Raw genomic sequence first — 25,084 nt, 5'->3', positions numbered from 1 at the left:
AGTCCACTTAGCAGTGTTTGATTGGCACTAAAGTGCCTAATCAATTGTGCATGGGAAACTCTACATTGACTAAAGTCAATAGAGCTTCTCCAAACTACTGCGTCTTATCATTCTGACTATATAAGCAAAGGGAGCTGAGCACTTTTGTCTCAGCTTCCTTTTGTTTGCAATAATTTTTGATAAAAAATTGAGAAAACAGCTAAACTCACCACTCCAATGCCAATGACAATAAAAGAAAATAGGTGTACGCTTGGGATCAGCGTCATAATTGCTGTTGCAAGCGGCATAAAAAGAATAGCCAGTGTAAAAATAGCAGAGAATACGCGACCTAAATACTGATTGTCAACCTTGGTTTGCACCTGGCTGAAAAAATGAATATTAAAAACTGTCATGAATAACTCACAAAGGAAATTTCCGCCATAAGCCAGATAAGCAGGAACAGGAAAAATAGCAGAACTCCCTATTACTACAACTCCTAAACCTGTCAGACAAAGAGTGGTTAGCAAGTTTTCCATAGTATCCTTAATCTTGCTTGCCAAGAGTGCTCCAATGATAGATCCGATAGCTCCCATTGTCAAAATAGCCGCATAAGCCCCTTTTTGCTGAAAAAGCTGGTTAGTGAAAGGTAGGAGGTAATTAAAAGCTGCAAAGAAAAAATTAACGCTAGATGCTACTACGAGTAGAAAGAAGATTTCCTTTTGTTGTCGAATATAAAGCACTCCTTCTCGCATATCTTCCAAAATTGCTCCTACTGTCAGCCTACCAGTTGATTTCATTTCTGGTTCTTTGTTAGGTAGAAAATAAACCAAAATAAAGGCGAGGAAAAAGCTCAGTGCATCTAAAAGCAAAGTGACCCGCAGATTGGCATAGTTCATAACTAAAAAAGAGAGGACAGGAGCTGACACACTGATTAACTGCAAAATCACCTCCAAATGAGAATTGTAAGCTACGATTTCCTCCTTATTTACAATCTCGGTAATGTAGGATTTGTTTGCTGGTCGTGAGAAGGCAAAAGCAATAGCTTGCACCACATTGGCGAAAATGAGAGCTCCAATCATCAACTGTTTATGAGTAATAAAGGAAATTCCTAAACACAGGAGGGCACAAACCAAGTCAGTCGTCATTAAGACTTTTCGTTTAGAAAAACGATCAGTGATGACACCGCCGAAAGGATTGAATAAAATAGCTGTTATTAAATCGGACAACTGGTAAATTCCTAAAACGGTCTGACCTATAACTCCTAACGACGCCAGCCAAATACTGTTTCCATAATCATAGAGCATATTGCCAATCTTATTGATAGCTCCGCGTGCAATGAGTTGTACCGCTTGTTTGTTCATAAAGAATCCTCCAAATTATTTTTTTATATTTTAACAAATAAAAAAAGAAAGGCACTATTTTTCCCGTATTTGGGAAAAGTATCTCTCTTTTTATATTTTTCGTGTAATAAATTTCTGGTAATGTTCTTGATAATAATCAACTTGTTCGGGTAATTCTAAGGTCTCAAAAATCTGAATAGCTTCTTTCATTTTTGCAATACCTTTCTCCTGCTGACCTTTTTGATATGCTTCAAAGCCCTTGACATAGAGAAAAATTGTCCGCTCGTAAAGCTTAATTTCTTTATCTAAAATTTTGGCAACTGCGTTCTTGAAATATGTTGCTTTCTCAAAATTCTTTCCCTCTAAGCAATGCAGGTAAAAATTCAGAGCCAAAATCAAAACCAGCCGGCGATGCTTAGTGATATTTTCATAAAAATACTCACGCTCCAAAATTTCCTTACCAATCCGATAAACATAGTCCACCTCGTAGAACGAATAAAGATTTCCGATTAAAATCAGCTCATACACTCCCCAATTTTCTCTCTGAAAAAGGTAATCCGCCACACGCTCTAAGTCAGCCGGTTTCATCTCATAACGATTATCTCGCTGACAAATTAGTCCTTGTATCAAGATAATATTGAGCTCATGAATGAGGCTATCCTGTCGCTGTCTAGCTTTTTCTCGCTCCTGATGCTGCAACTTCTGAAAACCTTCAATATCTTTAGCGTAATAGAGCGGGACAATGTGGGACATAAATTCAACAATTTCAGCTCGTTGATAGTTTCTAGCTGCATCCATAAAATTTTCCACACTGACCTGAATATTATCCAGAACCGCTAAGAACTTATCTACTGTCAGCTCAGACTCTCCTCGCTCAAAACGGGACAACTGAGAAGTTGATACTTGATCCCCCGCTGCCTGAGCAAGAGAATAATTACCATTTAAGCGAAAATCACGAAACACCTTGCCTAAAGCTTCCATTTCCTCAACACTAACTCCTTTCACAATTTTTAGTCTTTTCAGATATTGCATTAAAGCTGTACTACTTCAAATCTAGTATTTGAACCTCTAGGTCAACAGGCATTTCATCTGCTCTTCTACAAAGATTGCTACTTCCATATATAACCCTCAAAAGACTGGGGACTACTGATAAAGCAAGTAAATGGGACACTTCCCCTGACTTTCCCCGTCAATCAAATTCTTTCTTTACCCTAAAAGTTCCTTCATTCAAACGGGCGAGAAAAATAACCTTACTAGAAAAAATGGGATATGGGTAATTCTGTCTCAAAAAGTTCGGATTTTACTTTCGGAAACGTCTTTTTTTGTCAAAATCTTCTTGTCCGAAAATCGGACGACATTATTTTTTCAAAAAAGCTTTGTCCGAAACAAGAATGTTCGGAATTTGCTCCAAAAACTTCTTTCCGAAAACTGAACAAAGGCATTTTCCCCTAAAACTTCTCGTCCGAATGTGGAAAATGGCAAATTACTTAAAAGTTGCTTCGTCCTTCATGAAGGACGAAGTTTTTTGCTCAAAAAACTCTCATCCCTGTTTGAAACGTTCGGAATTTACTCTTAGGGAAGAGTTTCTCCGTCTCGGACAAACTTCCTTGGCTTAAAAATAGCTCGCTCACACCTGTTCTGCCACTTCTTCCCACTCTGTCATGGCTGCTTCCTGTCGTTCAGTCAGCTGGTCTAGCTTTTGCTGAAGCTCCATGAGTTCACTCGCGTCATTGGTCTCTTGCATAGCTGCAGTCAACTCGGTCGTTTGCGTCTCCAGCTCTTCGATTTCAGCTTCCAGCTGCTCCAAACGGCGAGCTAATTTTCGAGCTTCTTTCTGTGTTTCTTTCTGGAGTTGGTAGTTGGTGACTGGCTGATGCTGAGTAGGCTCTGCTGCAGTAGCTTTCTCCTCTCTCAAAGCTTCCAGCTCTGCTTTTTTCTCCAGATAATAGTCGTAGTCGCCCAGATAAAGAGTGGAGCCAGTATCAGAAAGCTCGATAATCTGCGTGGCAACTCGGTTGATAAAGTAGCGATCGTGGCTGACAAAAAGCAGAGTGCCGTCAAAGTCAATCAAGGCATTCTCCAGCACCTCTTTGCTATCAATATCTAGATGGTTGGTTGGCTCGTCCAGCACCAGGAAATTCTTGTTTTCCATAGATAGCTTAGCCAATAAAAGCCGCGCTCGTTCCCCACCTGATAGCATACTGACAGACTTTTTGACATCATCGCCTGAGAAGAGAAAGGCTCCCAGACGATTGCGAATTTCCACTTCTGGTGTTAGTTTAAAATCATTCCAAAGCTCGTCCAAGACTGAATTGCTCGGTGTCAATCGGCTTTGGGTCTGGTCATAATAGCCCAACTCCACATTTGCCCCCAGATGCTCCTGACCGCGGATAAAAGGAATTTGTCCTACAAGCGACTTGATAAGAGTTGTTTTTCCAATACCATTTGGTCCGACAATGGCTACTGCGTTAAATTTGCGAATATCCAGATTGATAGGCTCGGACAACACTTGATGGTCATAACCGATAGCCGCATCTTCCAGCGTCAGGGCAACATTCCCAGAAGGCTTAGCCGAGCGAAAGGTCATATTAGCAGAACGACTGCCTCTGTCTGGCTTGTCAAGACGCTCCATTTTTTCTAGCTGTTTGCGTCTGGATTGAGCACGCTTGGTTGTGGATGCCCGAACCAGATTGCGATTGACAAAATCCTCCAAAGCAGCAATTTCCTTCTGCTGCTTTTCATAATTCTTGGCCTCTGTCAAGAGTTTCTGCTCCTTTTGCTGAACAAAGCTAGAATAATTTCCCACATAGCGATCCAACGAATGCTGGGTCAAATCCAGTGTCACAGTAGCTACTTTATCAAGAAAATAACGGTCGTGACTGACGATGATGAGAGCTCCGTTGTAGTTGCTCAAGTAGTTCTCTAACCAAGCAATCGTCTCTATATCCAAGTGGTTAGTAGGCTCATCCAGTACCAATAAATCTGGCTTTTCCAACAGCATTTTCGCTAGAGCCAGCCGAGTATTTTGCCCGCCTGAAAGCTCTTCTATCTTCATCTGCCACATGGACTCATCAAACTTGAAACCATTGAGAATTGCACGAATATCTGCTTCATAGGTAAAGCCACCTGCCTGACGGAAATTCTCTGACAAGCGGTCATAGTCTGTCATCAGTTTTTCCAAATCCGTCCCAGTCAAATCCCCCATAGACAGCTCCATCTGTCGCAATCGCTGCTCCTGCTGACGTAAATCATCAAAGACATGCAGCATTTCATCGTAAATGGTATTTGCAGACTCAAAGCGACTATCCTGCGCCAAATAAGACAGAGACAAGTCTCGCTTTTTATTGACTTCCCCAGCACTTGGAGCTTCCTCACCAACTAAAATCTTCAAAAGAGTGGACTTGCCAGCTCCATTTTTCCCTACTAAGGCAATTCTATCTCGTTCATCCACTTGCAGGTTGATATTATCAAAAAGAACCTCCCCTGCAAAAGAGCGTTCAATCTTATTTGCTTGTAAAATAATCATAAACCTATTATAGCAGATTCCTATCCCAACTGCTATCTTAGAAAACAAAAATGCGGTTCATTTTGACCGCATTTTCATTTAAAACTAGTTAAAATTTCTTGATTTTGCATCACAAGGTAAACACCTAATAGAATAATCAAAGCCAAAAGCCCTAATTTGATGATTCCTTTTACAAAACGAATCACCCAAAGAATCATCATCGAACCAATCAGCCACATCACAGCTGAATGATTGAAAAATCCTTGAACAGCCTGACTACTTTGACCAAAGAAATTCTGAATGGGTGCCGGAACATGTTCTTGCCATGCAGCTGTCACACCGATACGATCGGCAATATCAGAACCACTTTTCCATAGCCATGCAAAAATACTAGAATTAAAGACAAACAAGAAAACCTGCTCTGGGAAATGTCTGATGATTTTAAAGATATTTCTTATCATTTTATGCTTGATACAACTCCTTTACTGCTTGAACATCTACTGCTTGAATCCCGTAAAACGATCCAGCGGACTGCATGACGGATTTTTCTTCATTGTGCTCCAATCCAATCGCATGTCCCAGTTCATGCTCTGCTGTGTTTACGATTCGCTCATAAGAGTAGCCATATTGACTATTCAATAGATAATAACGATTTAGTCGAACCGTTACATTTGTGAAACGCTTCGTCAGCAAATTGGTTTGTGATTCTGCTTCGCCTGCCGCACTAACAGCGTTATTATTCATCTCTGTCGCCACAATATTGGCTTGATTTTCATCATTTACAATCTGAAAAGTAAAAGCACCTGTTTGATTCCAAGCACGAATGGCTTCTTGATAAGCCGAACGAAATGTTTCATCTTGTGTATCAATATAAACCGTAGCACTCGCTGTGTCCCATCGGACACCAGACTCTTGGTGAACATGATTGTCCGATAGCTGTTTGGTCAGGTCTTTCACATTTTGCCCAACACCTAACTGACTATCCTGTCCACTTACATACCGATAAATTTGGTTCACATCTTGCTGAAGCGTTGTCGCAAAATTATTTTTAGAAGGACTAATGATATACAATATTCCCACAAAAATGAGTACTGTCAATGCAACTGTGTAAACCAATCGCCAGAGCAATCGAAATAGCCCCGAAATCAATCGAAATAGAAATCTCATACTCTCCTCCTAATCTAAAATATAGAGAGTAAGTATAATGAGATTCGCTTAAAAAATTCTTAAAATGAATGGTTGTAAAAGAAATAACAAATCGCTGATAAGAAAATGTAATTTCCTGTCAAATAGGATAATGACAGATAGCCCACTTAGGACAAGCGTTCCTCTACTTTAAAATCAATTGGCAGCCATTTCAGAAATTCTTCTAATTGTTTTTCCCAATAATACCACTCGTGCTTTCCTGGAGCATGATGATAGGTGATATCTAAATCACACTCACGTAATTGCTTAACAGCTACTTCATTTGCTTGATAAAGAAAATCTTGTTCTCCACACCAAGCGTAAAATTTAGTCTTTTTATCTGACTTCTTTGCCATTGTCGTTAGGAAATGCTGCTTGACATCGGCTGCTTTCAAATCACCAAACACACCTTGCCAATAGTTGAGCGTACCGCCAGGAAGTTCCTCTATGTCCACATCATCCAGACCGAGCCCAATAGCGCCTGAAAATGACCCCGCATAAGAGAATCGGTCTGTCGTCAAGGCTATTTTATAAGCCCCATAACCTCCCATTGACAGACCTGCAATAAAGGTTTTCTCCCGTTTCCGACTCATATTGGGAAAGAAACGTTGCATGATTTCAGGCAATTCTTTTGCTATGGCATCATAATAATTCAATCCATAAGCAGTATTGGTGTACCAAGCAAGATCTGTTGATGGCATAATGACAATTAAATTTGTATGGCGCAGTAGACGCTCAATATTCGTTCGTTTTCGCCACGAATTTTCATTGCCTCCCATGCCGTGCAAAAGGTAAAGAACGGGGATATCCGTATCTGCTACCTGACTGGGAGCTACTGCATCCGCATCAGGATAGGTGACGTTGACACGACGCTCCATTTCTAGTACTGCTGAATGATATTCTATTTCAAAAAATGCCATTTTGTCTCCTTTTCATATAAATGTAAGAAAGGGGTTGGAACAAACGTCCTGACCCCACTATTTTTGTCACTATATAAAATGTGTTAATTTAACCTGCTTAACGCACTTCCATTACAACGGGTAAAATCGCTGGACGACGTTTAGTTTGCTCAAAGAGGTATTTCGCAAGATTGTCACGTACAGCTCCCTTCAGTTCACCCCAGTCAAAGTTATCTTTTGCAAGGTGATCTTCAACTGTCTTATTGATTAAGTCAGCACTTTCACGCAAAATATCACGACTTTTCTTGACATACACAAATCCACGCGTATGAACCTTAGCTTTGGAAATAATCTTCTTGTCACGACGGTTCACCGTAATGGCTACGATAAAGATACCGTCTTCGGACAGAACTTTGCGGTCACGAAGAACGATATTGCCGACATCACCAATCGCATTTCCGTCAATCATGACATCCCCAGCAGGGACTGCACCAGCAGGCAAAAAATCACCTTTTTCATATTCCATAATGCTACCGCGTTTTGGAATAAAAATGTTCTCCGGCAACATACCAATTGCCATGGCAGCTTTAGCATGTGCTGCTAATTCACGATATTCTCCTTGAATTGGGAACAAGAATTTTGGCTGCAAGAGGTTTAACATCAGCTGCAAATCGCGCTCATTTCCATGACCGGACACTCGTAAATCTTGCGTAATCAGTTTGACAATACCACCTGCTTGGTAGATCATGTTTTCCACACGCGCCACTAAAGCTTCTTTTGCGATAGACGGTGTTGTAACAATATAAACCAAATCGCCTTCTTTGATCTCTACATAACGGTGACGACCGATAGACATCTTGCGCAAGCCATTGATTGGTTCACCCATACGCCCTGTTTCTAAAATAATCAACTCATGATCTTCAAACTTGGACATTTCTTTAGGTTTAATCAGCAGACGTTCATCCACAAGTGATAATTTCTTCAAGCGAATAGCCGTACGAACGATATTTTCAATGTCAAACCCAGTCAGCACAACACGACGACCCGTTCTAGCAGCAGCTTCAAAAACTTGTTGAATACGAGAAAGATTGCTTGCAACCGCTGCAACAATCACGCGTCCTTCCCAATCACCAATCGTATTACTAATTTCTTTTGCAACTTCGCTCTCGCTTGCCACTTGAATATTACTATCCGCATTTGCAGAATCGCTAAGAAGAGCTAGAACACCTTCTCGACCAATTTCCGCCAGACGTGCAAAGTCTGTTGCATAAGACTGACTAGCTGTTTGGTCAAACTTGAAATCACCTGTGTAAACAATATTTCCCTCAGACGTTTTCAAAACAATTCCTAGACTCTCTGGAATGGAGTGCGTTGTTTTAAAGAAAGATACAACTGTACCTCCAAAATCAATCTCTGTATCTTCATCAATCACATGAAAATCATTGAATTTTTTGACCGTATCATTTCCTTTGACAAATAACTTAGCCAGCTCAATTGTCAATTCAGAGCCAAACACAGGCACTTTTGCTTCTGCCAATAAATAAGGCAAAGCCCCAATCGCATCCGCATGCCCGTGTGTCAAAAAGACCCCTGCAATACGATCCTTATTTTCAAACAAATAGTCCATATTGGGAATAACAAAATCAACACCAAGCTGTTCATTTTCCGGATACTTTAATCCGACATCAAGGACGAAAATAGATTCATCCACTTCAGCGATGTAAAGATTTTTCCCATTCTCACGTACACCGCCCAAAGCAATCAATTTAATATTGCTCATTGATTCTCCTTTTCAAATTTTTCTTACTAACGGTCCTTGGAATCCCAAGTCGAATTACAGTTTTGCATATCCAATTTATTATACTACTTTTCATGATTTTTTTCAAAGAACAGAGCATACAAAAAAACTCCTAGTTACTGTATTTCTACAGAAAGCTAGGAGCCATTTCTATTTGCTAATAAGTGATAGATAGACTTTCAGAAATTAACTTTCTGAAAAGAGATTCTTATGATGATTCCATCGTCATTTTATTAAAGAATGATTTTCTTGTCCACAATATATCAAAAACAAGTTTTTTCATCTAAAACAATAGCAGTTTTATACCGAAGCGTGAAAATCATTAAAAAGCTTCTACCGACTGCATCAAATAACATTCTCATTTATTCTTACTCTGCGTTCTTCATACGCGATGCAGTTCTACAAACCACTACATAACATCTTCAGAAATATTTATTAAATACCTCCAATTAAGAAAAACAATCAGCAAATAGAAACTAACACATCATAAACGATTTAAAATATGAACGTTCCGATACCCATTGGAATCAGCCCTTTCTTATCTTTCTTTAATTATATTGTACACCTTCTTTTTTAAAAAAGCAAGCGTTTACATTCGATTTTTTAAAATATTTTTTGGAAATCAAAAGAGGCAGAATTAACCATTCAAACCTCTTTTCAATGTAGATTTTATGCTCGTACCGTAACACTTGTTCCGTCCTCTTTGTAAAGATTTATCAGTCCTTCCTTACGGCTACGTACCATATCACCTGGATAAACTGGATATGGCAAGGAAATCGTCAACAGTTCCATCGGATTAGGAGCCCGATCAATTTTATTTCCATCTGAATCATGTAAATCTGTAATGACTGCATCAAAATGCCGGAAACCTGGACCATAAAATTCGACTGGGTCGCCCTCATTGATGACATTTCGTTGCCGAATGGTCGCTTTTTGCGTATCAGGGTCATAAGCCACCACTTCTGCCACAAATTTATATTGCGGAATTTTACGGCGTGCTCCAAAAAGCTGCTCATTTTCGGTCGGCGTATGATAATAAAATCCTGTCGCCAACTCACGCTGCGCTACTTTCCACATTTCATCTACTAAATCTTGCTTGATAGCTTCAAACTTTTCAGGGCTTTCAAGATAAGCATCGACTGCTGCTTTATAACAATTTGAAACAGTGGATACATAGTGAATGGACTTCATGCGCCCTTCAATTTTCAAGCTGTCCACCCCATTTTCAATCATATCTGGAATGTGATCAATCATGGACATATCCACAGCCGACATGGAGAATTCTTCTGGAATTTCTCCTTTTAAGCTCTTGCGCTCTTGTCCAAAGGGCATATCGTACAAATCATATTTCCAACGGCAAGACTGAGAACAGCCACCGCGATTGGCGTCGCGCATGCTCATGTGATTAGATAGAGTACAGCGTCCTGAGTAAGAAATGCACATAGCACCATGAACAAAAGCCTCAATCTCCACATTGGTGTGTTTGCGGATTTCTGCTAGTTCTTCCATGGAAACCTCACGCGCCAAAACGACACGTGTCAGCCCTAAGTCCTTCCAAAATTCTAAAGTTTCATAGTTTGTCGCGCTAGCTTGTGTTGACAAGTGTACTTCCAAGCCTGGCGCTTCTGTGCAAGCAATGGCAATCAAGGCTGGGTCAGATACGATAACGGCAGAAATACCAATATCTCGCAGGGTGCGGAACCATTCCCCAGCTCCTTCTTCATTACCTTCGTGGGTTACCATATTCGCAGCTACATAGACTTTCGCGCCATGTTCACGAGCAAATTGAACACCCTCTTCCATTTCTTCAAACGTAAAATTTCCAGCACGGCTACGCAAGCCATAGGCTTGTCCGCCAATATAAACAGCATCCGCTCCATAACGAATGGCAACTTTTAGTTTTTCCAACGTTCCAGCAGGCGCCAGAACCTCTGGTCTTTTCAAAGTTTTTGTCATATTCTCGCTCTTTTCTAAATTCTAATACTTAGCCTTTTTATTTTATAGCAAAAAGGGCTTGAAATCAAGCTAAAGATAGCAGATTGTGAAAGATAAACAAGCAGTCACAACTAGCGACCACCTGTGTTCTTTATTTCACCTGATCTGGATCATATTCATAAAATCCAGTATCTAAAAAACGATTCTTGGGATGCAATTGATGAACCTGCTCATCCAAAAGGAAAGCCTGGTCATGTGTAAATTGATTGGTCTCAATCAACTCACGCGCTTGCACAAAGAGTTTGGCAATTTCAACAAAATTGTGTCCTGGTGTATAAATCCCTTCGAGCTTCCAATGTGTGAATCCATGTTCTACCAATTCTCCAAGTTTCGTCATCATATCCAAGTCATTATTTGCAAAAATATGCGTCCCATGATTGTCCTCAAAAATAGAATAATGGCTATCTGGGTCACTCGGCTCTGCAAGGAATAAATCACGCTCACGGCTCTTTTCGTCATCAATATGAGTAAAATTATAATAGTTTTGCAAAAGCGGACGCTTAGAGTGATGAATGACGCTAGCACCATAAACTAAAATCTCAACAGGAATTTCTAAAATCTCTTGCATTTTAAATAATTCTGCTGACGGAATTTCCCGTGCTAGAACTGCCTCAGAAGCACCTGCTTTCTGTCCCCAGAAGTTCACCTGACGGCTGCTGGCAACCATAGTCGAGGCATCATAAATCGTCTTAAACGGATAACCGTCACGTTTTAACACATAAAAAACTCCAGCATCTCCTACAGTAATATAATCTGCCTGAATCTCCACTAAAAAATCAAGAAAAGGCTTGATTTTATTCATCATTTCCTGATGCATCAAGGAGTTTACAGCAACTGTCAACTTCTTGCCAGCTTCATGTACAAGAGTTGCAATCTGACGTAATTCATCATAAGAAAAAGTATGGGGTAAACGAAGACCATACTCTTTTTCACCAACGTATATGCGATCTACACCTGCTTCTAAAAGCTCTTTTACTTGCTCAACACTCTCAGCGGTTGCTGTAATGATAATCTTTTCCATAGTAAAATTATATCATATTTTTTATTTTACTTCTATTTTTTAATTTGAAAAGTATTTTTATCCATTTTGTAACGGTTATGTAATATTTAACCACTTAAAATCATGATAAAATAAGGGAGTACTGTAAGGAGAGAGAACATGAACGCAAGAAAATATCAATCCTATCAAGAGGACTACACTTATCTAGAGTTAGAACAAGAACAATATCCCCTTTATCAAGATTACATTCCTGAAGCAAAAACGAATCCAAATTTAAAAGAATTACTGTTTTTTGTGAATATTGCTACATTTTGTATCTTGACAGCTTTGTTTAGCTTTTTATTCCTGTCTATTAAAGTAAATACATTTCTAGCCTTTGCTTTAGCAATTGGTGTTAGTTTAGTGTGTATCAAAGGGCAACAAGCATTTATTCGTCGGAAAAGAAACAACTAGCTTTGAAATTAAAGTACCTACTTTTTCAAAGGTATTGTTTTTGTTGTGTTGTCAAATTGATTCAGTTAAAAAGATAAAAAATTGAGGTGTTAATCCTCAATTTTTTTATCTTCGTTTTCTGATTCTTGATTTTCTTCTGTTAAATCAATGACAATATCCTCAGAAGTAGGCTCATTTTCTGCTGATTCAGGAGCAGATTTTTTAAATTCTTCTGGCGAAATCCCTTCTGGCTCCATTTTTTCTTTCCATTCTTGAAATTTCTCTTGTGAGAAGTCAACTACTTGTTTCGTTGCTTCTTTCACAGAGTCAAGAATTGTTTCACCTGTAATTTCTCCGCTCTCAACCTTTTCTTTAGCTTGGTTGACTGCTTCTGCAGCTTGGTTAGAGAAATGATTGGCTTTTTGTACTACTTGATCTTTAAAATCATCTGGATTTTCTTTGACCTCATTCATGAAATCAGAAACCTTAGCTGTCACTTCTTTTCCTTTTTTACTTGTGAGAAATACCGCTGCAGCCGCGCCAGAGATTGTTCCTAAAAGGATAGATGAAAATTTACCCATAATAAACCTTCTTTCTTATTTTTTAAATAGTTTAGTAACCATACGTAAAGCCGATAAAGTTGCGCCAGCTTTTACACTATTTTTACCTGCTGCGGCAGCTTTCTTACTCAAATGCCGAGCAGAGTCATTCAAGTCAGATACAGACTCTGATAAATCTGCAACTGCAGTAAAAAGCGGATCAATTGTGGTCATTTTCCCGTTGATATCATCTGCTAAAACATTCACTTTCGTTAATAATTCATTCGTTTGATAAAGTGTCACATTGACATCTGTCGTCAAAACTTGGATTGTTTTTTCTGTTTCATCAACAACATTTGAAATTTTCCTGACTAAGAAAATCGTGTAAACAATCAAGGCAATCAAAGCAAGGGCAACTAAACTATAAGCAATTTCAAGCATCTTTCTTCTCCTAACTTTTTAATAATAAGGGGTATCTACTTTTTTACGTTGGTATATGACGAGAATGATTCCTGCAACTACTAGAACAGCAGACAACCATTGTGACACACGCAAGCCAGCAAACATGAGACTATCTGTCCGCATCCCTTCAATAACCATGCGTCCCATTCCGTACCAAATCAGATAAAATCCTGTAATTTCACCACGTTTGAGGAAGTTTTTCTTTCTTCGTGCAATCATCACCAGAGCAAACCCTAGCAAATTCCAAACCGATTCATAAAGAAAAGTTGGTTGTCGATAATGACCATCAATGTACATTTGGTTGCGAATAAAACTTGGTAAGTAATTTAGACTTTTAACGACCGCTCCGTAAGCCTCTTGGTTGAAGAAATTCCCCCAGCGCCCAAGACTTTGGGCAATCATCACTCCCGGCACCGCAATATCTAAAAAGTCTAGTGTGTTGATGAATTTCCGTTGGGAGAAAAAATACAAGATAATCGCTCCAGTCATCAAACCGCCATAGATAGCAATTCCTCCGTGCCAAATAGCAAAAATCTCAGCAGGATTTTTAGCATAATAGCTCCAGTCAAAGATGACATAGTAAATACGAGCTCCGATGATTGACAAGGGAAATGCAATGAGGATAAAATCAAGAATATCATCTGGAATAATCTTTTTCCGCGGTGCTTCCCGCATAGCCAGATAAACAGCTAAAACAAGTCCTGTCACAATGCAAATCGCATACCAGCGAATACTAAGAGGCCCTATTTTAAATGCAATTGGATCAATCATGAGACACCTCATTTTCACTAATGAGATTGGTCAAACGTTCCTCAAAAGTCTTCGTTGCATCAAAGCCCATTTCTTTTGCACGGTAATTCATCGCTGCTGCTTCAATCACTACCGAAATATTGCGGCCCGTTTTCACAGGAATACGGATTCTTGGAATGGACACACCTGATACTTCAAACTCTTCGCCATTATTTCCCAAACGGTCAAATGTTTTATTGACATCATAATTTTCCAGATAAACAGCCAACTGAACCTGTGATGAATCCTTGACAGCACTTGCTCCATAGAGACTCATGACATCAATAATCCCAACACCGCGTATTTCAAGCAAATGGCGTAAAATTTCAGCTGGTTCGCCCCAGAGGGTCATTTCATCTTTTGCGTAGATATCCACGCGGTCATCCGCAACTAAACGATGTCCTCGCTTCACCAGTTCTAAACCAGTCTCGCTTTTTCCGATTCCGCTATCTCCTTGAATCAAGACACCCATCCCATAAATATCCATTAGGACACCATGAACACTGGTTCGTTCAGCCAAGCGCGAATCTAAATAACTTGAAATTTCGCTTGATAAACGACTCGTTGGGGTGCGGCTGCTGAGAACAACAATTTTATTTTCCTTTGCAGCTTTCAACATCTCATCAGGTATTTTCAGATTACGCGCCACAATCACAACCGTATCTTGCTCAAACATTTTCCGTAAAACCTGATAGCGATTATGCGATGTCATCTTCATCAAATAAGACCATTCTTTCATGCCCATTAGCTGGATACGCTCTGGTGTGTAATAGTCAAAATAGCCTGTCATTTCAAGTCCAGGCCGAGAAATATCAGAAGTTGCAATCTCTTTTTCCAACATTTTCTCGTCGCCATAAACCACATTTAATCTGACTTTTTTTAATAGATCTTTGATCCTTACAGCCATATTTTTCCCCTTTGATAGTTTCTTTTTCTATTATAGCAAATTTTCAGGTTAAAGGAGAGTTTCATCCTTGTTTTTAAAGAAAATGGATAAACATACATAGTATTTATTACTTCTCTGACTGAATCATCTTTTCTACAATTTGTTTTTGAATTTGAAATAAAGGATAACGATTCATAAAATAACGGAGTTCACTAGGTTTCAGCCAGATGTGGCTATCCGTTTCACCTTCTTGATATTTCACATCTTTCTCTGTGACGATTGCCACATAAAAATCAAAATGGCAGTGTTCTTTAGGTGAAGTCGTCTGCTCAATCAGTTGTATTTTTCTAGGAATCAGCCCAGTTTCTTCCTGCAATTCACGATAGGCTGCGGTCATGCTATCTTCACCAGCCAACACACTTCCTCCTGCACCAAACTCATAATAATTAGGATGAATTTCTTTTTTTGGACTGCGGTGCATCAGGAGAAATTCCCCATCTATATGACGAACGAAAACATTGACGCAAAGGTGATACTGTCCTTCCGCAATTGGTTGCCCTCTTTTTAGAAACTTTCCTTGTCGCTCTCTTTGTCCATTATAAGCATCCCAATATTCCATTTCTTCTCCCCCTAAAATAAAGGAGTCCATTGTCCGAACTCCTTTCTAGCATATATAAACTGGTGCTCACTCCATCACACTCACCAAAACCAACCGTCATCTTCCTTGATTGCCTCTGCTTCTTTGCGCTTACGAGGTCCTGTCCCATACATTTCTTCTTCTACATCTTCCTTGTAAGGCATTACAGATGATAAGATGATGTAGATGATAATCCCTAAGCCCAAATTAGAAATGGTAAATAAAACGAATAAAAAGCGAACAAGCCCTACATCTAAACCAAATTTGTCAGACAAACCAGCCAAGACTCCTGATACAGCACTATTTCGGCGTAATTTATAAAATTTTGTTTTCATAATCATTTAGCCTATTTCATTGATACTAAATCTAGTGTAGCACATTTCAGTCATCATGCCATCCGTCCCTAGGCGGATTTCTGACTGTTTCGCGAAAATAGTCATTAAGACTGCAACTGTCTGACAAAAATGAGTTTCCCTTGGCAACGTCCGCAGCAATACCGCTCAGTATTGATTCGTCTTTTTCTATGATATTGTACATGACAATGCAGGCATTGATAAACAAGCGTTTTTGCAGTTGATTGGCTTGATAAAGTCGGTGCGTAGCGCAAACCGTTAACGGCTTTCAATAATTGCTTGAAATCTCGATCCTTATGTCGATAACCTTTCTTTTCAAAGTAAAGATGATAGTGGCACAACTCATGCCACACAATTTTTCGGAAGGTTTCTAAACCAAACTGTTCATAGATTTTAGGGTTAAAATCGAGATGACCATCTTTTGGAAAAAAGCGCCCGCCCGTTGAGCGGAGACGCTTGTTCCAAGAAGCCTTATGTCGAAATTCTTTACCAAAATCTTCCAAAGAGACTTGTTTGACATAGTTAGTTAGATTCACGAGGTGCCACCAAGGAAAGATTGACCTTTTCTCTTTCTATATCCAATTTGTCTACCCAAACGGTTACCAAGTCACCAACAGAAACAACTTGACTCGGATGTTTGACATAGCTGTTGCTGAGCTTAGAAATGTGAATCAAACCGTCTTCATGAATGCCAATATCCACAAAAGCACCAAAATCAACGACATTGCGGACAACGCCTTCTAACTTTTGTCCAATTTGTAAATCCTTTATATCAAGGACATCTTGACGCAGAACTGGCGCATCAAACGAATCACGTAAATCTCGACCTGGCTTGAGCAAGTCTGCAATGATATCCTTAAGAGTAGCTTCTCCCAAGTCCAAATCTGCAGCAACTTTTTTGACATCTAAAGACTGCAATTTTTCCTGAGCGACTTGATCCAAGTCCGTAATTGCAAGTCTTTGGAATAATTTTTCAACAGCTGGATAACTCTCTGGGTGAACGCCTGTATTGTCTAAAACATTCTCACTTTCAGGAATCCGTAAGAACCCTGCCGCCTGCTCAAATGCTTTAGCACCCAGACGAGGAACTTTTTTAATCTCCTCACGCGAACGAATCACACCTTCTTCTTCACGATATTTGACAATATTTTCAGAAATCGTTTTATTTAACCCTGCCACATGCGATAGAAGAGAGGGACTTGCGGTATTGATATTAACGCCGACTTGGTTAACAACGGTATCCACAACAAAATCCAAGCTTTCAGATAATTTTTTCTGGCTCACATCATGCTGGTATTGACCAACACCGATTGATTTTGGGTCAATTTTGACTAACTCTGCAAGGGGGTCTTGCAGTCGACGCGCGATAGAGATAGCCGAACGTTTTTCGACTGTCAAATCAGGAAATTCGTGTCGCGCCAATTCGCTAGCAGAATAAACAGATGCACCGCTTTCATTGACAATAACGTAACTCACATTTGGATGAGTTTTCAATACTTCAGCGACAAATGCTTCGCTTTCACGACTAGCTGTTCCATTTCCAATGGCAATGATTTCAACACCAAATTGGTCAATCAAGTTTGATAAATCTTGCTTAGAAGCTTCGATTTGCACTGCTTTTGCTGGTGGAACAGGATAGATGACCTGTGTTGTCAGCATTTTCCCAGTGGCATCTACGACTGCTAGTTTGGCTCCTGTCCGAAAAGCTGGGTCAAATCCTAGTACCACGCGTCCCTTGAGTGGCGCAATTAAGAGCAGATTCCGAAGATTGTCAGAAAAGAGCTGAATGGCCCCGTCTTCTGCTGTTTCAGTCAATTCTGTCCGAATCCGCCGTTCCATAGCTGGGATGATTTTCTTTTTGACCGCTTGCTGGATTGCCTCATGGATGTAATCGTTTTTGACTTTAAAACGCACCTCAAAGAAGCGGATAATTTTATCTACATTGTTCTCAAAACCAACTTTGAGAACACCTAGCTTTTCACCACGATTGAGTGCTAAGGTGCGATATCCTTGCATATCCGCAATTTTTTCTGAAAAGTCATAATAGATTTGAAATATTTGTTTTTCGTCCAAATCGGCGTCTTTCAAAGTTGAAACAATACTTGAATTTGTCAGCATTTCATGGTAGGTCCAAGCACGCAGCTGCACATCTTCTGAGATGGCTTCCACTAAAATATCGACAGCTCCAGCTAGAGCTGCTTCTGCCGTCGGAAATGTTTCGCTAATTAAGGCAGTTACTTCCTCTTGAAGATTGGCAGCATTTTGCAATATGAGACGTGCCAATGGAAAAAGTCCTGCTTCACGCGCAATCGTAGCTTTTGTCCGACGCTTTTCTTTGTAAGGAAGATAGAGTTCCTCCACATCAGTCAATTTTTCAGCTGCTTCAATAGCCGCACGCAATTTGTCCGTCAGTTTTCCTTGCTCTTCAATCTTCGCCAACACCGTCGCTTTGCGCTCTCTGAGGTTACTTGCTCGTTTACCACCATGCTCATTTTCAAAACTTGTGGAAAATCGTCTGGACGTAATGTTTCGACAAAGTTTATCTTTTGATAAAATTCTTGCGCCATTTCTGCTGTCATGACTTTTTCAACCATAGGGAAAATCGTCCCCGTTTTGACAAAAGCGCCATTTTCAGCTGTGACAATGAGGTGTACATCACGTTCTCTTCCTTCAAAGTAAGACAAGACCTGTTCCACCAAGTCTGGAGACCAACATGTACCCAGCAGTACCTCGTTTTTATCAAAAATCCGCGCACCGTTTGCAGCAATCAACGTCACGCGCTCCAGCAAATCACCAAATAGCAATTGCATTCGGTGAATTTCATTGCCCGTTGCCACCACAAACCGAATCTCCCGCTTATCCAGCTCATCCAATATATTTTTCAACCGACCTCGATCAAATTCCCCTTTTTCATCTAAGAGCGTTCCGTCCATATCGGTCACAATCATCTTAATTGTCATGTTATCACCTCTAACAATCATTCATTTCAAATTCAAATCCCAACGTTCATTTATTTCATGATGTACAACTATCCTTTTGCCATTTCTGTAATTTTGCTTGGATAATGCAGGACAGGATTGACTACATTTACATCCTATTTCAAAAAAATTATAGCACATTTAAAAAATAGCAAAATAGTAAACAAAGTCTTTTCTTCTATTTTATCAAAAAGAGGGGTGAAGAGGAAACAATTGTATTCAAGCAGGGACTGATCTTTCAGGTATAGTTTTAAACTATGTCCCTTCCTCTAAATTAACTATTTTTCAAAAGTGCTTTGCTTGTGTACAATAAAAAGTAAGAAATTTAGAAAGAGGCTTTTGACATGACACAATCAAAATTCCAGCTCGTTGGCTCCTTACTTCGCCCAGCCAACCTACTTGCCTACAAAAATAAAATCGAACATCGTGATGATATTCACTATCCATTTTACGATAATTTTCCTGGTTATCATGAGACAGAGACAGCAGAAATCAAAAAAGTGATTGCTGATGAAAAGGCAAACGGTATTGATATTCTGACAGACGGCGAATACTCAAAATCAATGTGGCACTTAGACTTTGTTTGGGGTCTTAAAGGTATTGAACGTTATATCGCAGATCACGGTTATACTTTCCAAGACCATGACGGCGGACAATATGAGACCCGCAAAGATATTGGTATCCGTATCACTGAACCTCTTTCAGGGAAGAATCATCATTTCTTAGACATTTACAAATTACTCAAGGAAGAAGCTGGTGACACGCAAACCAAATTAACCATTTGGGGACCTGCTCATGCTTACACAGAACTGGCTATTTTTGACGGACTGGCTGGCGATGAGCAAGTTTACAAAACAAATGAAGAATTAAAGACTGGTCTCATCAATGCTTACAAAGAATTCTTGGCAGAATATAAGGAAGCTGGCGGTGAAATCATTCAATTTGACGACTGCCTCTGGGAACTTTTCGACGAATCAAATCCTGCTTCATTTTTTGCCGATGGCAATGCTGCGCTGGCTGATTTAGCTGATGAATTCATTGCAATCAATAATGAGGTAGCGGATTATGGACATCAGCTAGGACTGAAAGTTTGGACACACAACTGCCGCGGAAACTATGAAAGCCGGTCTGCCTCAGGCGGAACTTATGAAGCCATTGCGGAAAAATTCCTACGTGATCAACACTATGACCGCTTTTTCTTAGAATGGGACAGTGATGTATCGGGTGACTTGAAGGCTCTTGCTTCTCTTAAAGATAAAGATGCCGAAGTTGTCCTTGGTCTCCTTTCTAGCAAGACAACTGATCTAGATGATGAAGAACGTGTACTTCGTTTATTAGAACAAGCCAGCACTATCCTTCCTAAGGAGCGTCTCCTGCTGTCACATCAATGCGGTTTTGCTTCCTGCGATTCAGGCAATGAACTAGCTATTCCACAACAATGGGCTAAAATCAAACAAGGTCAAGAAATCGCTAAAAAGTTTTGGGATTAAGTTGTACGTGGCGACAACTCTTGTGACTGTTTAGCGATCCCTTATAAAACGCGAGACAAACTTCTTTTTGAGGTTTGTCTTTTTTGACCTTTGGCAATAAATACGACTGAAAAAGAGTAAAATCAAAATGATTTCTCTATTTGGCAAATTTTTACATTAAAAACAACAGAGAGCTGCACTGGGATATTTTCCACCTGATGTCTTTTCAGTTTATTTGTTTAACACGAAAAAGGAGGTTGGGACAAAAGTTCCCAGCCTCATGCATTTTATAGTTTAGCTTGCAAGACGCAGTGATTGGTCGGATAGCCTTACCCCTTGCTCTATCGGTGATATTGACTATCCTAACCAACTGTGCGGAGGGGGGAGTAGAACAGTCCAGTGAACTGTTTTAGGTCAGCAACTAGAAACTAGGACTTGCTGAAAAATCACATTCTTCGAATAATTGATGTTTGTCCCACTCTCTATTTATAAGGAGCAAATTTATCAAACTATACTGTCAACTCAATCTGATTGCCTTCTAAAGCCAGAATGCAGCTTTCATAGTAACCATCACCTGTCAGGCGTGGACCGCTTAAAAGTTGATAGCCATCTGCTTGGAGTCTAGCTGTCAGTTCATCTACCTTTTCCTTGCTTCCTAGACTAAAAGCCAAATGATGATAGCCCAAAAAGAGAAGTTCTTGGTTGTTCTCTGCTAAACCTTCCTTTCGGGTCATGATTTCCAATCTTGCTCCTTCGTCAAAGCTGAGGAAGTAAGACTGAAAACCTGTTTTCTGATTATGGTAGAGCTGGTTACTTTTTGCTTCAAAATACGTTTCAAAGAAGCGTTTAGCCCCTTCTAAATCTCGAACATAAAGAGCTGCATGTTCAATCTTCATAGAGTTTTTCTCCGTTCGTTGCAATAACTTCTTTATACCAATCAAATGATTTCTTCTTGTAGCGAGCCAAAGTCCCTGTTCCATCATCGTTTCGGTCAACATAGATAAATCCGTAACGCTTGCTCATCTGAGCTGTTGAAGCAGACACGAGGTCAATACAGCCCCAAGTGGTATAGCCCCAGAGTTCAACACCATCTTCAATCGCTTCGCCGACCTGTTGCAAATGTTGTTTAAGATAATCAATACGATAATTATCTTCAACAGTTGGACCATTAGGACCATCTACCAAGACATCTTTAGCACCGAGACCATTTTCTACGATAAAGAGCGGCAACTGGTAGCGGTCATAGAAAGCATTGAGAACCAGACGCAGACCGATTGGGTCAACTTGCCAACCCCATTCAGAACTTGCCAGATAAGGGTTTTGCAGACCACCTAGAACATTTCCACGACCAGAAGAATAACTTTCTGGGTCATGAGCTTGAACCACACTCATATAATAAGAGAAGGAGATGAAGTCCACGGTATGTTCTGCCATCAATTCCTTATCACCCGGCGCAAATTGAATCTCGATTCCATTTTCCTTGAAGAAACGGTTCATATATGCTGGATATTTACCACGCGCATGAATATCTGAAAAGAGATAATTTTGATTTTCAAATTCACGGGCAGCCAGTACATCCTCTGGTTTTGGCGTCATCGGATAGGCTGGCATGGCTAGTACCATACAACCAATCTTAAAGTCTGGATTGATTTCATGCCCAATCTTCGTTGCAAGAGCTGATGCCACTAGTTCATGATGAACAGCTTGATAAAGGTCTTGCTTGGACAATTCTTCTACTGGTGTTGCAATCCCTCCACTCATAAACGGAGCATGAAGAACGGAGTTGATTTCATTAAAAGTCAACCAATATTTCACCTTGTCTTTGTAGCGAGTAAAGACAGTGCGTACATAGCGCTCATAAAAACCAATCAAATCACGATTTGCCCAACCATTATACTTGCGTGCCAAGTATAGCGGTGTTTCATAATGCGACAAAGTCACTAAAGGCTCGATGCCATATTTTGCCAATTCATCAAAGAGGTCATCATAAAACTTTAGACCTGCTTCATTTGGCTCCGTTTCATCACCATTTGGGAAAATCCGTGACCAAGCAATGGACGTACGATAAACCTTGAAGCCCATTTCTGCAAAAAGGGCAATATCTTCTTTGTAACGATGATAAAAATCAATCCCTTCTAATTTGAGATTGTCGAGCGTTGGTTCATCTGTAATCAAAGGATTGAGATCGCCTGCTTTAGCTGGTATACCGCCTTTTGGTGTCACATCTTGAACCGAAAGACCTTTACCATCCACATCGTAAGCGCCTTCGTATTGATTGGCAGCTGTTGCACCGCCCCAAAGAAAGTCTGCTGGAAATTTACTCATGGCTTTTACCTCTTTTATTTTTTACTTAATTATATTATAATCTTAAACAAGAGTATTTTATAACACAATTCTCTTATAAATTGGTATTATTCTACGAAAGAGGCAACACTTATGGATCTGGGAACTTTACACAAAGATATCGTTTACAAAAATCAAGGCACTCCTTACTCTCTCACACGGACCATTACAAAAAATGGGCAACCGGATATTCTCTTTCATTGGCATACGGATGTTGAACTAATCTATGTTCATGAGGGATCTGCGCAGTTTCACATTGATTACGATTACTTTAATAGTGAAGCAGGTGATATTATCCTCATTCGTCCCAATGCTCTTCACTCCATTCACCCGATTGAAAATCGTCGCCATTATATGGATGCGATCAACTTTCATTTGGACTTAATGGGCTATTCTGCTATGGAGCAAGCTAGTATTGGATATTTGCAGCCACTTTATAATGGTCAGCTAGATTTTGTTCGTGTCATCAAGCCCAATCAACCAGCCTATGCAGACATTCGTCAGTGTCTACTTGATGCCATGAAAACAGGTTATTACCGTACAGAGTATTTTGAATTTCAACTCAAAGCCCAGCTCAATCAACTTTTTTATCTCTTATTTGAAAATGGTTATGTGATTTCAAAAGAGCAATCCTTAGAAGGCTATCGCAAAGAAGAAAAAATCCGTACCATTATTGACTATATTGGTAGTCATTATCAAGAGGAACTCACGATTGACCAACTTGCTCAAATTTGTGGTTATAGCGACACCCATTTTATGAATTTCTTTAAGAAACATCTGGGTGTATCGTGTATAGAATACGTGATTCAATTTCGCTTGCGAAAAGCGGCTGAACTCTTGCAACACTCTACCTTGCCCGTCCTAGAAATTGCTACACAGTCTGGCTTTAATAATCTCTCTAACTTCAATCGTCAGTTTAAAAAGTATTACCAAATAACTCCTAGTCAATATCGGAAAAAATAACAAAGAGGCATTCAATGAAAGATACTATCTGGTTGTTTCCGCTGCTGTTCATTTTTCATGATTTGGAAGAAATCACCAGCTTCATGCCGTGGATAGAGCGAAATGAAAAACTGCTGGCGAAAAAAGCTGCTTTCATTCTAAATACCCACAAAGGCTTATCCACAGAAGGCTTCACGCTAGCTGTGGCAGAGGAATTTATCGTGGTAGTCCTCGTCTCTTTCTTTGCTCTTATTTGCCACACCCGCCTACTTTATCTCATCTGGCTGGGCGGATTTGTCGCTTTTGCTCTTCATCTAGTAGTTCATATCCTGCAAGCTATCTGGTTTAGGCGCTATATCCCAGCTCTTGCGACCTCTATCCTGTGCTTACCAGTTAGCAGTATCATCATTTGGAAAGCAAGCACTTTACTTCGTGTCAACACAGTTGAACTCCTCTTTTTCAGTCTCATTGGTATTCTCATTGTCATCAGCAATCTCTTTTTTGCAACCCAGAAAAGATTGAAAAACTTTAACATAAATAGTATACTGAAAATGTAAACGGGTTCATGAAATTAAAGTTAAAAATGTAGCATGATGGTTTTGAGAAATAAGAGGAGATAGAATGATGAAAAAAGGCATAAATTCGTTAATCGTTTTCTTATTCGTTTTCACTCTTATTACTGCATGTACTCATGGGAAAACAGCACCAGCGAAGTCATCAAATACTGTTAAAACCAAGCAAACGCAAAGCTCTCATTTTTCTACCTCTCAACAAAGTGCTTCTAGTTCAAGCCAGACAAGTTCTTCTCAAACCGCAACTGCTGGAGAAAGCAATTCTTCAACTGCAAATGAAAAGGTCCCCTCTGAATCTATAGATAACATAGACAAAGACAGTCATGCAGGAGGACAAAAAGTTCAACTAAACATTTCTACAATTGTCCAACGACGGTGGAATTACTGTGCTCCAGCCACAGTATCCATGATACTTGCAAGTAGAGGTATTCAGATTGACCAAGCCCAGTTAGCCAACGAAATGGGAACAGATGAAACTTTTGGAACTCATAATAGCAATGCCGTAAAGATTTTAAATCGCCATTTGTTTGGCTACGATGTACCGTCAGGAAATCAAGCAGGCTATCGTTTAGTAACTGTAACGAATCCTAATTCTGATTCAGAAGATATGAAACGATTCAAAAAACGTCTGATTCAAAATATCAATGACGGCTATCCAATGTATTATACTATTGATAATTCAAAAATGTATCCAGGTAGAAGTGGAGAGCATAATGTTATTGGTGTAGGATATGTCTTGACAGCAGATGGGTCAGATGTTGCCTATATATATTACATAGATCCTTCTTATCTGGTTCAAGATCCTGTTTATGCTGGGTTGAAAATTGTTAGCCCAGAAGAATTGCTACATGCAATGGTAAGTTGTACTGAGCCAAACTATGCATGGTAAAACTCTTCTATCCTATTACTGAATTGTATCGAAAACAAAAAGCCAGAAATTCTTCATGCAAGAATCTCTGGCCTTTTTTCTCTAAAGGGATA

At 39.7% G+C, this 25,084-nt stretch carries 23 protein-coding genes and 2 pseudogenes; 5 read left to right on the top strand and 20 right to left on the bottom strand.

The genetic code is table 11. The features are described from left to right. Positions 1–149: 149 nt before the first annotated feature. The 9 genes from FQ204_RS00775 to FQ204_RS00735 all read right to left on the bottom strand — a co-directional run bounded on the left by FQ204_RS00775 (position 150) and on the right by FQ204_RS00735 (position 11,722). The gene (locus tag FQ204_RS00775; protein ID WP_144207394.1) at positions 150–1,340 is read right to left on the bottom strand and encodes an MFS transporter; all 1,191 of its coding nucleotides are present in this window, start codon (positions 1,338–1,340) and stop codon (positions 150–152) included. Positions 1,341–1,430: 90 nt separating this feature from the next. After that, the gene (locus FQ204_RS00770) at positions 1,431–2,300 is read right to left on the bottom strand and encodes a helix-turn-helix domain-containing protein (protein WP_144207391.1); all 870 of its coding nucleotides are present in this window, start codon (positions 2,298–2,300) and stop codon (positions 1,431–1,433) included. Between the two features lie 646 nt (positions 2,301–2,946). Then, entirely contained in the window at positions 2,947–4,845 is a 1,899-nt protein-coding gene (locus FQ204_RS00765) for an ABC-F family ATP-binding cassette domain-containing protein (RefSeq protein ID WP_144207388.1), read from the bottom strand. Positions 4,846–4,919: 74 nt separating this feature from the next. Beyond that, positions 4,920–5,285, bottom strand: coding sequence for a hypothetical protein (locus FQ204_RS00760; RefSeq protein WP_144207385.1), 366 nt, complete (start codon positions 5,283–5,285; stop codon positions 4,920–4,922). A 1-nt stretch (position 5,286) separates the two neighbouring features. Further along, complete coding sequence (locus tag FQ204_RS00755) at positions 5,287–5,991, bottom strand: matrixin family metalloprotease (RefSeq protein WP_144207382.1); 705 nt, start codon at positions 5,989–5,991, stop codon at positions 5,287–5,289. Between the two features lie 146 nt (positions 5,992–6,137). Continuing rightward, positions 6,138–6,929, bottom strand: a complete 792-nt coding sequence (locus tag FQ204_RS00750; protein ID WP_144207379.1) for an alpha/beta hydrolase — start codon at positions 6,927–6,929, stop codon at positions 6,138–6,140. A gap of 97 nt (positions 6,930–7,026) precedes the next feature. Then, positions 7,027–8,688: a ribonuclease J gene (locus FQ204_RS00745; RefSeq protein ID WP_144207376.1), complete on the bottom strand. Its 1,662-nt coding sequence runs from the start codon at positions 8,686–8,688 to the stop codon at positions 7,027–7,029. A gap of 687 nt (positions 8,689–9,375) precedes the next feature. Continuing rightward, on the bottom strand, positions 9,376–10,662 hold the full coding sequence (locus FQ204_RS00740) for a peptidase U32 family protein (protein ID WP_144207373.1): 1,287 nt from the start codon (positions 10,660–10,662) through the stop codon (positions 9,376–9,378). A gap of 130 nt (positions 10,663–10,792) precedes the next feature. Further along, positions 10,793–11,722, bottom strand: a complete 930-nt coding sequence (locus FQ204_RS00735) for a peptidase U32 family protein (protein WP_144207370.1) — start codon at positions 11,720–11,722, stop codon at positions 10,793–10,795. 138 nt (positions 11,723–11,860) lie between these two features. Here FQ204_RS00735 and FQ204_RS00730 point away from each other — a divergent pair, with 138 nt between their 5' ends. Beyond that, positions 11,861–12,154 carry a DUF3270 domain-containing protein gene (locus tag FQ204_RS00730; RefSeq protein ID WP_144207368.1) on the top strand — a complete coding sequence of 98 codons (294 nt, stop codon included), beginning with the start codon at positions 11,861–11,863 and terminating at the stop codon, positions 12,152–12,154. 89 nt (positions 12,155–12,243) lie between these two features. Here FQ204_RS00730 and FQ204_RS00725 read toward each other — a convergent pair whose 3' ends face one another. The 9 genes and pseudogenes from FQ204_RS00725 to FQ204_RS00685 all read right to left on the bottom strand — a co-directional run. Continuing rightward, a complete protein-coding gene (locus FQ204_RS00725) occupies positions 12,244–12,714 on the bottom strand; it encodes a YtxH domain-containing protein (RefSeq protein ID WP_144207365.1) in 471 nt (156 codons plus the stop codon). Positions 12,715–12,729: 15 nt separating this feature from the next. Continuing rightward, the gene (locus tag FQ204_RS00720) at positions 12,730–13,113 is read right to left on the bottom strand and encodes a DUF948 domain-containing protein (RefSeq protein WP_003027608.1); all 384 of its coding nucleotides are present in this window, start codon (positions 13,111–13,113) and stop codon (positions 12,730–12,732) included. Positions 13,114–13,131: 18 nt separating this feature from the next. Beyond that, positions 13,132–13,905 (bottom strand): prolipoprotein diacylglyceryl transferase, encoded by a 774-nt coding sequence (gene lgt / locus FQ204_RS00715; RefSeq protein WP_144207362.1) that lies wholly within the window; start codon positions 13,903–13,905, stop codon positions 13,132–13,134. Next, entirely contained in the window at positions 13,898–14,830 is a 933-nt protein-coding gene (gene hprK / locus FQ204_RS00710; RefSeq protein ID WP_144207359.1) for an HPr(Ser) kinase/phosphatase, read from the bottom strand. The genes lgt and hprK overlap by 8 nt, the downstream gene beginning before the upstream one ends. A 106-nt stretch (positions 14,831–14,936) precedes the next feature. After that, the gene (locus tag FQ204_RS00705; protein ID WP_144207357.1) at positions 14,937–15,458 is read right to left on the bottom strand and encodes an NUDIX hydrolase; all 522 of its coding nucleotides are present in this window, start codon (positions 15,456–15,458) and stop codon (positions 14,937–14,939) included. Positions 15,459–15,508: 50 nt separating this feature from the next. Further along, the gene (locus FQ204_RS00700; protein ID WP_025271868.1) at positions 15,509–15,781 is read right to left on the bottom strand and encodes a PspC domain-containing protein; all 273 of its coding nucleotides are present in this window, start codon (positions 15,779–15,781) and stop codon (positions 15,509–15,511) included. A 104-nt stretch (positions 15,782–15,885) separates the two neighbouring features. Further along, positions 15,886–16,335 (bottom strand): SprT family protein, encoded by a 450-nt coding sequence (locus tag FQ204_RS00695; RefSeq protein ID WP_144207354.1) that lies wholly within the window; start codon positions 16,333–16,335, stop codon positions 15,886–15,888. After that, positions 16,322–18,262, bottom strand: a pseudogene (locus FQ204_RS00690) (helix-hairpin-helix domain-containing protein); the annotation flags it as partial. The pseudogene FQ204_RS00690 and the gene FQ204_RS00695, both read right to left, overlap by 14 nt. Beyond that, positions 18,244–18,759, bottom strand: a pseudogene (locus tag FQ204_RS00685) (HAD-IIB family hydrolase); the annotation flags it as partial. The pseudogenes FQ204_RS00685 and FQ204_RS00690, both read right to left, overlap by 19 nt. Before the next feature lie 362 nt (positions 18,760–19,121). On the opposite strand from FQ204_RS00685, the gene FQ204_RS00680 reads away from it, so the two are divergent. After that, a complete protein-coding gene (locus FQ204_RS00680; protein ID WP_144207350.1) occupies positions 19,122–20,267 on the top strand; it encodes a cobalamin-independent methionine synthase II family protein in 1,146 nt (381 codons plus the stop codon). Positions 20,268–20,755: 488 nt separating this feature from the next. On the opposite strand, the gene FQ204_RS00675 is transcribed toward FQ204_RS00680, so the two are convergent. Further along, positions 20,756–21,142 (bottom strand): VOC family protein, encoded by a 387-nt coding sequence (locus FQ204_RS00675; protein ID WP_144207347.1) that lies wholly within the window; start codon positions 21,140–21,142, stop codon positions 20,756–20,758. Next, positions 21,132–22,571 (bottom strand): glycoside hydrolase family 1 protein, encoded by a 1,440-nt coding sequence (locus FQ204_RS00670; protein WP_144207344.1) that lies wholly within the window; start codon positions 22,569–22,571, stop codon positions 21,132–21,134. The genes FQ204_RS00675 and FQ204_RS00670 overlap by 11 nt, the downstream gene beginning before the upstream one ends. A gap of 111 nt (positions 22,572–22,682) precedes the next feature. Between FQ204_RS00670 and FQ204_RS00665 the strand changes: the two genes are divergently transcribed. The 3 genes from FQ204_RS00665 (at position 22,683) to FQ204_RS00655 (ending at position 24,992) form a co-directional block, all read left to right on the top strand. Then, positions 22,683–23,552, top strand: coding sequence for an AraC family transcriptional regulator (locus FQ204_RS00665; protein WP_144207341.1), 870 nt, complete (start codon positions 22,683–22,685; stop codon positions 23,550–23,552). A 14-nt stretch (positions 23,553–23,566) separates the two neighbouring features. After that, the gene (locus FQ204_RS00660; RefSeq protein ID WP_144207338.1) at positions 23,567–24,088 is read left to right on the top strand and encodes an HXXEE domain-containing protein; all 522 of its coding nucleotides are present in this window, start codon (positions 23,567–23,569) and stop codon (positions 24,086–24,088) included. Positions 24,089–24,155: 67 nt separating this feature from the next. Beyond that, entirely contained in the window at positions 24,156–24,992 is an 837-nt protein-coding gene (locus tag FQ204_RS00655) for a C39 family peptidase (RefSeq protein ID WP_144207702.1), read from the top strand. Positions 24,993–25,084 lie beyond the last annotated feature (92 nt).

It is taken from the genome of Streptococcus constellatus (assembly GCF_902167705.1).
Lineage (GTDB): Bacteria > Bacillota > Bacilli > Lactobacillales > Streptococcaceae > Streptococcus > Streptococcus constellatus_A.
The sequence above is the reverse complement of the archived record's forward strand: the minus strand, read 5'-3'. Positions and strand labels throughout refer to the sequence as shown.